Annotated in this window: 11 protein-coding genes; 2 read left to right on the forward strand and 9 right to left on the reverse strand. The window is 70.4% G+C overall.

What is annotated here, in order from left to right:
- Positions 1-194: 194 nt before the first annotated feature.
- Together AB0M47_RS39915 and AB0M47_RS39920 are read right to left on the reverse strand one after the other, a co-directional pair.
- Positions 195-503, reverse strand: a complete 309-nt coding sequence (locus AB0M47_RS39915) for a hypothetical protein (RefSeq protein WP_253752839.1) — start codon at positions 501-503, stop codon at positions 195-197.
- Positions 504-742: 239 nt separating this feature from the next.
- On the reverse strand, positions 743-1162 hold the full coding sequence (locus AB0M47_RS39920) for an acyl-CoA thioesterase (RefSeq protein ID WP_363423512.1): 420 nt from the start codon (positions 1160-1162) through the stop codon (positions 743-745).
- Positions 1163-1597: 435 nt separating this feature from the next.
- On the opposite strand from AB0M47_RS39920, the gene AB0M47_RS39925 reads away from it, so the two are divergent.
- Entirely contained in the window at positions 1598-2578 is a 981-nt protein-coding gene (locus AB0M47_RS39925; RefSeq protein ID WP_363423514.1) for a nitroreductase, read from the forward strand.
- A gap of 69 nt (positions 2579-2647) precedes the next feature.
- On the opposite strand, the gene AB0M47_RS39930 is transcribed toward AB0M47_RS39925, so the two are convergent.
- Positions 2648-3613 (reverse strand): helix-turn-helix domain-containing protein, encoded by a 966-nt coding sequence (locus tag AB0M47_RS39930; RefSeq protein WP_363423516.1) that lies wholly within the window; start codon positions 3611-3613, stop codon positions 2648-2650.
- 71 nt (positions 3614-3684) lie between these two features.
- Here AB0M47_RS39930 and AB0M47_RS39935 point away from each other — a divergent pair, with 71 nt between their 5' ends.
- A complete protein-coding gene (locus AB0M47_RS39935) occupies positions 3685-5043 on the forward strand; it encodes an amino acid permease (RefSeq protein WP_363423518.1) in 1359 nt (452 codons plus the stop codon).
- Here AB0M47_RS39935 and AB0M47_RS39940 read toward each other — a convergent pair.
- From AB0M47_RS39940 to AB0M47_RS39965, 6 genes are read right to left on the reverse strand one after another with little or no spacing between them, the layout of a single operon-like run.
- Positions 5033-5803, reverse strand: coding sequence for a hypothetical protein (locus tag AB0M47_RS39940; RefSeq protein WP_363423520.1), 771 nt, complete (start codon positions 5801-5803; stop codon positions 5033-5035). The genes AB0M47_RS39935 and AB0M47_RS39940 overlap by 11 nt on opposite strands.
- Positions 5804-5856: 53 nt before the next feature.
- A complete protein-coding gene (locus AB0M47_RS39945; RefSeq protein WP_363423522.1) occupies positions 5857-6699 on the reverse strand; it encodes an SDR family NAD(P)-dependent oxidoreductase in 843 nt (280 codons plus the stop codon).
- Positions 6696-7973 (reverse strand): MFS transporter, encoded by a 1278-nt coding sequence (locus tag AB0M47_RS39950; RefSeq protein ID WP_363423524.1) that lies wholly within the window; start codon positions 7971-7973, stop codon positions 6696-6698. Before AB0M47_RS39950 ends, AB0M47_RS39945 begins: the two co-directional genes overlap by 4 nt.
- Positions 7970-8956 carry a hypothetical protein gene (locus AB0M47_RS39955; protein ID WP_363423526.1) on the reverse strand — a complete coding sequence of 329 codons (987 nt, stop codon included), beginning with the start codon at positions 8954-8956 and terminating at the stop codon, positions 7970-7972. Before AB0M47_RS39955 ends, AB0M47_RS39950 begins: the two co-directional genes overlap by 4 nt.
- A 30-nt stretch (positions 8957-8986) precedes the next feature.
- Positions 8987-10192 carry a sigma-70 family RNA polymerase sigma factor gene (locus tag AB0M47_RS39960; RefSeq protein WP_363423528.1) on the reverse strand — a complete coding sequence of 402 codons (1206 nt, stop codon included), beginning with the start codon at positions 10190-10192 and terminating at the stop codon, positions 8987-8989.
- Positions 10192-10536, reverse strand: a complete 345-nt coding sequence (locus AB0M47_RS39965; protein WP_253752852.1) for a YciI family protein — start codon at positions 10534-10536, stop codon at positions 10192-10194. The genes AB0M47_RS39960 and AB0M47_RS39965 overlap by 1 nt, the downstream gene beginning before the upstream one ends.
- Positions 10537-10727 lie beyond the last annotated feature (191 nt).

A 10727-nucleotide genomic window follows, 5' to 3' on the forward strand; every position in this document is an offset into this window, starting at 1 on the left:
GGCCGCATTGCGCGCTGGCCGCATTGCGCGCTGGCCGCATTGCGCGCTGGCCGCATTGCGCGCTGGATCAGGGATCTGGGTCGAATCATGACGCATGATTCGACCTGGAACCCTGATCCGGTGGGAAGTCTGGGGTGGGCGGCCCGGCGGGACGGCGCTTCGGGGAGGTCTGCTAGAGAGGCCGGCTGGCGAGATCAGCGGGACATGCTGCGGCCCCGCGACCGCCAGAGGTCGTTGCTGGGCCGGATGAGGTCCGTCAGCTCGTTGTCCCACCCGTTGTCCACGGCGACACCCGCCTGGCCGCAGGCGTCGCGGGCGACCTCGATGCTGGTCGTCGGCAGCTGCGTCTCCTCGCCGTCGGCACCGGTCACGATGACCAGTGCGCCACGTTTGCCGAGGTACTCCACGGCGGCTTTGCCTCCGCCGTGCGCCGAAGCGAACGTCTTGACCGCCGCCACAAGGTCCTCAGTGGACAGCAGGATGTTCGCGTTCCGATCTGCCATGAGGGTATTTCTACCGGACGTGTGAGCGCGCGGGAGGGCTCGTCACCCTTTCGCTATCCCGGCCGCAACCTTTTCGCAATCTGTTCAGTGCGTTCACTGAACAGAGTGGGCGGTGATCGAGGAAGTAAGCGACGCCCGGCCGGGTGCGCACGGGGGAACACATCCGGAACGGGCGTCGTAGCGGTGAGAGTACTCCGGTTGGTCGGGTTTCGCATCACCCGCCGGTGACGCCCGCGCCGCTACAGACCCATCAGCTCGGGCTTCGTCGCGAGGGCGCGGAACCGCCCCGCCGGGTCGGTGACCAGCCGGCGCGCGGTCAGGTCGAGCAGTCCGCCGACCCCGGTCAGCTCCGCCACCGGCGTGCCGTCGGGCCGGCGCAGATCCTGCCGGATGCGGAAGGTCTTCCCCTCGCCCCACTCGAACTCGCAGGTGACGTCGACCACGTCGCCGCCCCGCAGTTCCCGCAGGTACCGCACGGTGACCTCCAGGGCGACCGGCCCGACGCCGCTGGCGATCAGCCGGTCCTGGGACAGCCCGGCCGCCCGCAGGCACTCCCACCGGGCGTGCTCGCCGTATTGCAGATAGACGGCCTGGTTGAGGTGTCCCTGGGTGTCCAGCTCATAGCCGCGCACGGTGACCTGGACCAAGAAAGGCTCCACGTGATCGAGCCTACTCAGCCCCTGTGACAGGTGAGGCCGTTGAGGCGTTTTGGAGCTCACTCCCAGCGTAAATCACTATCAGTAATGTTTTGTGTTCGCAGGGTGTGGACAACCGGCGTGACCTGCGGTTATGGTCGTAGGCACAAGCGCATATCGCTCGCAGCACCTATCGGGTGCGGACGCCTGGATCAGCAGGTCCCGCTGATCACGTGAGCGCCGGGCACAGCGCATATAGGGGATGGGTGGATGCCTACCGTCAACGGGGGAGGTTGGCGCCGCTCGTCAAGACCGATCGGTCGGCCTCGGCGCTTATGGGGGTGAGCGCCTGAGATGCCGGCCGATCGGCCTGTCCGGAATCTTCTCCGCCACCGGGCGCGGTCTCCGATTGCCCGCAAACGACGCGTGGTCCGCGCCGATCCGGGAAACAATCACCCCATGGCCGCCAACACGAACACCGACGCGCCCGTTCCCGACATCCTGGCCCATGCCGCCGAGACCGCCTCGGCCGCGCCCTCGATCCACAATTCCCAGCCGTGGCGCTGGGAGGTCGACGGCGACCGCCTGGAGCTGTACGCCGAACGCTCTCGCCAGCTCACCGCGACCGATCCGGAAGGCCGCATGCTGACGATCAGCTGCGGCACCTCCCTGCACCACGCCCGGCTGGCGTTGGCCGGCTGGGGCTGGCAGGCCGAGGTCGACCGCTTCCCCGACGGCGACGGCGACCTGCTGGCCCGCATCCGGCTGGCGGGCGCGATCCCGATCACGGCCGAGGCCGAGCAGCTGCTTCGCACGATCGGGCATCGGCATACCGACCGGCGGCCGGTCGCGAACCGCCCGGTGCCCTCCGACGCCCTGCAGGCCCTCGCCGCGGCGGCGTACGCCGAGGGCGCCCGGCTCCAGCTGCTGCACGTCGAACAGGTCGACGACCTGGCGAGCGCGACCGCCCACGCGGCGGAGATCGACGCCGCCGACCCGACGATCCAGAACGAGCTGTCCGAGTGGACCGGTGGTGAGCGCCGCGAACTCGGCCTCCCCGACGAGGTCATCCCCTCCCGGCCGCCGCAGACCAACGTCCCGAGCCGGGAGTTCTCCGGTTCGGGGAGCCTCCAGATCGGCGACAACCACGACAAGTCGGCGTCCTACGGGTTGCTCTACGGCGACGAGGACAATCCGCTCGGCTGGCTGCGCGGTGGCGAGGCACTGTCGGCGCTGTGGCTGACCGCCGTCCGCCTCGGCCTCGGGATCATGCCGATCAGCGAACCGGTCGAGGTTCCGGCGGGCCGCCAGATCCTGCGCCGGACGCTGTCCTACCTCGGCTGGCCGTACCTCGCCGTGCGGGTCGGCGTACCGGCGGACGAGACGGAGCCGGAGGCGACGCCCCGGCTGCCCGCGTCGGAGACGGTGCACAAGCACTGATCATCATGCCCGGCCATGGGCCTTTCGCGCGGCGAGATGCCGGCCGAACCAGCATTGCCGGCGCGATGGTCAGACGCGGCTGCGGAAGACCTTGCGATAGGTCTGCGGCGAGACGCTGGTCGCCCGGCTGAAGTGCTGGCGCAGGTTGGCCGCCGTGCCGAAGCCGACCGCGCCGGCGATCCGTTCGACGGGCTGGTCCGTCGTCTCCAGCAGCTGCTGGGCGAGGCGTACGCGTTCGATGGTGAGCCAGCGCAACGGGCTGGTGCCGGTCGTCTCGGCGAACCGCCGCACGAACGTACGCTGCCCGAGCCGGGCGCGTTCGGCCAGGTCGGCCACGGTCAGCGGGTCGGCGAGGTGTTCCCGGGCCCAGTCCAGCACCGGCCCGAGGCTCGCCTCCCCCGGCGGCACCGAGCGCGTCGCCTGGACGTATTGCGCCTGACCGCCGTCCCGATGCGGCGGCACGACCATCCGGCGGGCCACCGTGTTCGCCACCGTGGCCCCGAAGTCGGTGGCGACCATGTGCAGGCAGAGGTCGATGCCGGCCCCGGTGCCCGCCGAGGTCAGGATCTGGCCGTCGTCGACGTAGAGCACGTCCGGGTCGAGTTTCACCGCCGGATACCGGACGCCGAACTCCTCGGCGTACATCCAGTGCGTGGTCGCCGGGCGGTCGTCGAGCAGGCCCGCCTCGGCCAGCGCGTACGCCCCGCTGCAGATCCCCGCCAGCCGGGCGCCCCGTGCGTACGCCTCCTGCAGGGCGCTCACCAGCGACGGCGGCGGCGTCACCTGGAACGGCCGGTGCATCGCGGCGGCGATCACGGTGTCGGCCGCGACCAGGTCGTCCAGCCCGTAGGGCGTCTGCACGATCAGGCCCTGTGCGGTTCGGATCGGCCCTGGATGCGCCGCGCACAGCCGGAAGTCGTACCAGGGGTCGGCCAGGTCGGGCCGGGCGATGCCGAAGACCTCGCAGAGGATGGCCAGTTCGAAGATCGGCGCGTGGTCGGTGACGGCCACCGCGACGACGTGCGGTTTGCCCATGGCAGAAATCTATCGCACTATGGCATTCCTGTCACTGGTCCGGCCTGACCAGCGAGCGCGAGGCTGTGCGGGTGACGCTCACCGAAACCAAGGCGGCCCCGGCGGCGACCCCGACCGGCCACCTGTCCACCGTCCAGGGAATCGCCCTCTACGTCGGCGCCGTGCTCGGCACCGGCGTCATCGCCCTGCCCGCCCTCGCCGCCCGGGTCGCCGGGCCCGCGTCGCTGCTGGCCTGGCTCGGCCTCGTGCTGGCATCGATTCCGCTGGCCGCCACGTTCGCCGCACTCGGCGCGCGTCATCCCGACAGCGGCGGAGTCTCCACGTACGCCCGCCGCGCGTTCGGCCCCCGGGCAGCCGCTCTCGTCGGCTGGTGGTTCTACGCCGCCACCCCGGCCGGCGCGCCCGCCGCCGCCCTGTTCACCGGCGGCTACGTCGAAGCCGCCTTCGGCGGTGGCCGGGTCACCGTGTACGCCACCGCCGTCGGCCTGTTCGCCGCCGTCGGCCTGGCCAACTACTTCGGCGTACGCGTCTCCGGCCGGATGCAGCTGATCCTCGCCGGGGTGCTGCTGACCCTGCTGCTCGTGACGGCCATCGCCGCGCTGCCGCACGCCAAGCTGAGCAACCTGACGCCGTTCGCGCCGCACGGCTGGTTCGCCGTGTTCCCCGCGGCCGCCCTGCTCGTCTGGAGTTTCGCGGGCTGGGAGGCGGTGACGCACCTGGCGGCCGAGTTCCGCAACCCGGCGCGGGCACTCCCCCGCGCGACAGCGGCCGCGATCGTCATCGTCGGCGGCGTCTACCTCCTGATCGCCGCGACCGTGGTGCTGGTCCTGGGCGCGGCGGCGGGCGCGAACGAGGCTCCCCTGTCCGAGCTGCTGGAAGTCGGGTTCGGCGGACCGGCCAAGGCCGCGGCGGCCGTCGTCGCGGTGTTGCTGACCCTCGGCGTCATGAACACCTACACCGCCGGATCGGCGAAGCTCGGCGCCGCGCTCGGCCGTGACGGGGCGCTCCCGGCATGGCTGGCCCGGGGCAGTCAGTCGGGCGAGGTGCCCCGCCGCAGCCTGTTCGTGACGATCGCACTCGGGCTCGGTGGCTTCGGCATCGTCGCCGCGACCGGCGTCGGCACGGCCCCGCTGGTGCTCGCGACCACGGGCTGCTTCGTCGCCGTGTACGCCGTCGGCGCGGCGGCGGCACTCCGGCTGCTGCCGCGGCGTACGGGCGTCTGGTGGACGGCCGTCGTCGCGTTGGCGACCGTCCTCGGCCTCAGCCTGACGACCGGGCTCTACCTCGCCTGGCCCCTGCTCGTGGCGCTGGCCGCCCTCCTCTACGTCCGCCGGGCGGCCAACCGCCGCCGCGAGTCCACCCCCGACGCAGGCCGGGAAGTGGCAACCGAGCCGCAGCCCTCCGGCGAAACCGCCCGCGTCAGTGCGTGACGGTGACGCCGGCGACGGTCAGCTCGACCGGCAGCTGGGGCGCGCCGATGACCGAGGCCAGCCGTTTGGCCTCCGCCTCGGTGAAGGAGCCGCTGATCATCGCGTCGCCGGTCAGCACCGACATGATCTCGGGCGCGGAGATCACCTTGTTGTCCAGCACGATCGCGACCAGGCAGTTGCCGCTGCCGCCGAGGGCGTCCTGCGCGCACGCCGGCCAACCCGAGTTCCCGACCGCCTCGCGGCTGAGGTCGGTGAACTTGGTCTGGCCGCTGCCGGTGAACTTGATCAGAACGGTCTGCTGCCCGGCCTGGTCCCGTTCATAGGTCGCCGAGGCCACGTCAGAGTGGACGACCTTCGCGACGTCGAGGCCGTACCCCACGCCGTCGGCGTCGCATGCGATCATCGACTCGCCGGGCGGGCTGGCCTTCGGCTGCTTGCCGCAGTCCTGGCTGGCCGGCGTCCGGACGACGACCTTGCGGAACTCCAGTACGCCCGGTGCGGCGAGCTGGGCGAAGTCCACCTCATGCCGATCACCGGGGACGGTCATGACCAGCCCCTCCGCCTTCCAGGCGAACCCCGGCTTCGGCATCCCCGCCCCGGTGACCCGGTTGCGCAGGATCGTCTCCACCGTCGAGTGGTCGGCGTCGCCGCTCACCGACAGGGTGACCTGGGTCTTCGTCTTGTCGCTGAACGGCAGCGAACAGCCCGCCACCGCGGTGGCGGCCAGCACCAGGATCACCAGTACGCGAGCACGCATCATGCCGCGAATCCTAGGCACCGGCCGCCAGCTCGGCAGCGCATCCGATGGCCCGGTCAGGACAGACCGAGCCATGATCGGGCCGCCGTCTGCACGGCCGATCCGTCCACGTCGGCCAGCTTGCGGCTCGCGTACTCCTTGGCCCAAGTGCTGGTGAGGACGCGCAGCGGGGGTCGCGGATCGGACAGCGACTCGACGACCACCTCGGCGACCTCGCGCGCGGTCTGCGCGCCCGGATACCCGCCGCTCGCCACCCAATCGAGGTACGGGACGAGCACGTCCGTGTAGGGCCCGCAGTCGGCGATGAGCGAGTCCCGGGTGATGCCGGTGTTCGCCCCGAACGCGGTCTCCAGCACCGGTCCGGGCTCCACGATCGTGACGGTGACACCCATCCCAGCCGCGGTCGGGGCGAGGCTCTCGAGGAAGCCCTCGACGGCGAACTTGGCCGCCGAGTACGCCTCGTTGAACGGCTGCCCGATGAGCCCGCGGGTGCTGCCGAGGGTCACGACGCGGCCCCGGCTGGCCCGCAGGTGCGGCAGCGCGGCCTTCGTCACCGCGACCACGCCGAAGAAGTTGACCTCGATGTTCGCCCGGTACGCGTCCAGCGACGCCATCTCGATGGTCGGCACGGTGTTCCCGACGCCCGCGTTGTTGACCACCGCGTCGAGCCGCCCGTACTTGTCCACCACGGCGGCCACGCAGTCCTGAATGGACTCCCACGAGGTGACGTCGAGCCGCCGGACGTCCACCTCGACGCCGGCCGTCGACGCCGCGTCGAGCAGCGCGTCCTGACGCGAGAGGTCACGCATCGTGGCCACCACGGTCCAGCCCGCCTGCGCCGCCGCCACGGCGGTGTGCAGGCCGATCCCGGTCGAGCAGCCGGTGACGAGCACGATCATGCCGCCTTCACCTTCTCCTGTACTCCAACGGTGGGCTCATCGGTGTCCGCGGCGGCAGCCGCCGTGACCAGGCGATGCACCGCCCACAGCGGAACCGCCGCGAAGAAGGTGCCGATGAGCGTGCCGAAGACCATGGTGATCTTCGTGGCGGCGAGGATGCCGAATCCGTCGTCGAGCAGGTCGACGAGAACGCCGCCGACGAACACGCTCACCGGGATGATGCCCCAGGTGATCGTGCGGAAGGCGGCGTGCGAGACGGCCTGGTCCGAGACCGGTACGCGGGCCTGCCGGACGGCGGCGGTGCTGACGTTGTACCAGACCATGAAGAACCCGTACGCCGCCAGCGTCGCGCCGATGACGATCGCGCCCGGCAAGAGGGGTGCGGCGAGGATGCCGAGCCCGACGAGCGAGTGCAGGAAGATCGACCACGGCATTACCCGGGCCGCCCCGATCCGGCGGCTGATCCGCTGGGCGAAGAAGGTCCCGACGACCGCGCCGACGGCGGCGACCGACATCGCCGCTCCCATGGCGCCGACCGACAACCCCAGTCCCCGGTACGCGAACATCGGCATCACGGTGACGTAGATCGGCCCGCCGATATTGGCCAGCAGGGTGCCCTGGACCGTCCGGCGCAGCACCGGATCATGCCAGTTCAGCCGGACGCCTTGCTTGAGCCGGGTCCACATCGACTCCTTGCGCTCGACGGCCGAACCGTAGGGCTGCATGGTCCGGATCGCCCCGGCCGACACCAGATAGGTGGCCGCGTCGATGACCAGCGACGCCACGCCCAGGAGTTGGTAGAGCACCCCGGCGATGGCCGGTCCGACCACTTCGGACGCCGTCCGGCTGGTCTCCAGGTTCGCGTACGCCTTGACCCGCCCGTCGCCCGGCACGATCGACGCGATCGTCGCGGTGTAGCCGATGTTGAAGAAGACCGAGGTCGCGTTGAGCACGGCGACGGCGGCGAACACCAGCGGGATCGACAGCACGTCGAGCCAGTACGCCACCGGCAGCGAGAGCACGACGATCAGCCGGATCAGGTCGCAGGCGACAAGGGTGGCCCGCAGATTCCACCGGTCGACCAGCATCCCCGCGACCAGGCTGAGCAGCGGGATGGCGAGGTACTGCGCCATCCCGACCAGGCCCACCTGGAACGCCGAGGCGTGCAGCAGCAGGATCATCACCGTCGGCACCACGAACAGGGTGATCTTGTCGCCGACGTTGCTGACCGTCTGCCCGGCCCACAGCAGGTTGAACTGCCGCCCGAGCGTCATGACCGCCCCTGCGCGAGGAATCGGGTGTGGGCGGAGCGGTAGGCCTCGAACCGGGCCTGGATCGTGTCCCGCTGCATCTGCACGTACTCCGGTCCGGGGCACATGATGGCGCCGTCGAACTCGATCTCGGAGAGCCAGAACTTCTCGCCGTCGTGGAGGAAGTCGATGCACAGGTACGGCACCGGGAACTTCTCGGCGAAGTAGGCCACCGCCTCCTCCAGCTCCGGCGGAGTGTCGATGTAGGACAGCTTCGCGCCGGTGCTGAACTGTGGATAGGGCGCGCCCGGCCCCGGCTGGCGTACCAGGACGGCGGCCACCTTGCCGTCCACCAGGTGCAGCCGGTAGTCGGTCGTCCCGTGGCCCAGGAACGGCTGGAAGACCAGCACCGTGTCGCCGCCCTGGGCGAGGCTGAGCAGTCCGCGTACGTCGTGGGAGTCGCGCGCGATGTTGATGCCGCGCGACGTCGCCCAGCCCGACGGCTTGGCGATCGCCGGGTACGGCAGATTCTCGGTGACCACTTCGTACTCGTCGTAGACGAGGTCACGGCCCGATCCGATGCGGACGGTCGGGATCGGCGGCACGGGCGAGTCCTTGAGCATCAGGATCGTCGCCATCTTGTCGTTGCAGACCGCCGCCAGGTTCGGCGGATGCGGCAGGTAGAAGCCGCCCTGCTCGAGGACGGCGTACAGGGTGAACTGGGTGAAGACGTCGGCGGACTGATAGGGCAGCGAATAGATGGACGAGATGAACAAAGTGTCCTCAGGGGTCACCCGCTCACCGTCGATGTAGAACTTCGCGGCCATCGGGTCCAGCGCGTCGACGGTCACCGCCTCCGGCGCCACCCGATCCCAGGACAGGTCCATGCTCTTGGCCACGTCGACGTAGGCGTCCCAGAACGCCGCGCCCCACTTGCCGCTCATCCGGGTCGACTCGCGATCCGGGAACAGCCAGACCAGCCGGCGCAATGTGCTCGTGTCAGTCATGGCGGCAGTGTGGAGATCACCGCCATAGATTCACTGCGAATTCGCTCCGGAAGCGGCGACCTCCGCGCGTCTCGCGCTCAGGAAGGCCCGCTCGGTCGGCTGCGTCACCAGGCTCAAGGCCATGTCGTACGCCGAGAGGGCGGCCCGCTTCTGATCGAGCCTTCGCAGCAGATCGGCACGGACGGCGTACCAGAGGTAATGACCGGACAGCGGCAGCGAGTCGATGATGGACAGTGCGACGCGCGGGCCGTCGGTCTCGGCGACCGCGACCGCCCGATGCAGCTCGGCGATGGGGCTGGGCGCGACGATCAGGAGCTGATCGTAGAGCTGGACGATCTGCGACCAGTCGGTCTGGCCCGCCGTACGCGCGTCACTGTGGACGGCGTTGATCGCCGCCTGGATCTGGTACGCACCCGGCTGATCGCGCCGCAGGCAACGCCGGACGAGGTCCTGTCCTTCCTCGATCAGCTCGGCGTTCCACAGCCGACGGTCCTGGTCGGGCAGTGGCACGAGCCGATCGGCGCGGGCGGGCCGGCGCGCCTCGGTGAGCAGCATCAACGCCAGCAGCCCCAGCACCTCCGGCTCGTCCGGCATCAGCTCGGCGAGCAGCCGCCCGAGCCGGATCGCCTCGGCGCTCAGCTCGGCCCGGCCGAGGTGGCCCTCGGTGTAGATGAGATAGACGACGGCGAGCACCGACCGCAGCCGATCGGGCAACTCGGCGTCCCCTGGCACCCGGTACGGGATGTGCGCGTCGCGGATCTTGCCCTTGGCCCGCACGAGGCGTTGCGCCATCGTCGGCTCCGGGACGAGGAACGCGGTCGCGATCTCGGCCGTGGTGAGCCCGCCGAGCAGCTTCAGCGTCAACGCGACCTGCGCCGGTTCGGCGAGCGCCGGATGGCAGCACGTGAAGATCAGGCGCAGGCGGTCGTCGTCCACCGGACTCCCCTCTCCCCACTCGTGCTCCGTCCCGGAATCGGCGCGCAGCAGCGCCGCCTCGGTGTGCTTCGCGTCGCGTTGAGCCTCCCGGCGTACGCGGTCGATCGCGCGGTTGCGGGCGGTGGTGATGATCCAGCCGGCCGGGCTGGGTGGCGTACCCGTCTCCGGCCAGCGCCGCACGGCCTCGGCGAAGGCGTCCTGCACGGCCTCCTCGGCCAGGTCGATGTCGCCGAACGCCCGGACGAGGACGGCGACCGCGCGGCCGTACTCCGCCCGGAAGACCGCCTCGACGTCGGCCACTACTTCTCTTCGAACGCGATCGGCCGGACCTCGACCGGCAACGTCAGCACCGCCGCCATCCGCCGGCCCCAGCTCAGCGCCTCGTCCAGATCGGCGGCCCGGATGACGGTGAACCCGCCGACGTGCTCCTTGCCCTCGGCGTACGGGCCGTCGGTGATCAGGTTCTCCCGCGGCCGCACCACGGTGGCGGAGCTCGCCGGATGCAGACCCATCGCGAACACCCAGACACCCGTACGCCGCATCTCGTCGTTCAGCGTCGCGAGGTTCTCCATGATCGGGTCGAGCACCTCCGGCGGCGGCGCCTCCCCGTCGGGCTGGTAGATGCTGAGCAGGTACTCCGGCATGTTCGATCACCCCTTCGTGATTCTTCCTACCCCCTACACGAACACCCCTCCCCCCTTTCGACACCCCCACCCCACCCTTTTCCGTTGATCATGGAGTTACGACCTGATGCGTAATTGGCTGTGAGGTGTGTTCGCCTCACCGCCGTACTTGTTGATCATCGTGTGGCGGTGAGGTCGGAGACCAGGGTCGC

Source organism: Hamadaea sp. NPDC051192, assembly GCF_040682475.1.
GTDB classification, from domain to species: Bacteria; Actinomycetota; Actinomycetes; order Mycobacteriales; family Micromonosporaceae; genus Hamadaea; species Hamadaea flava.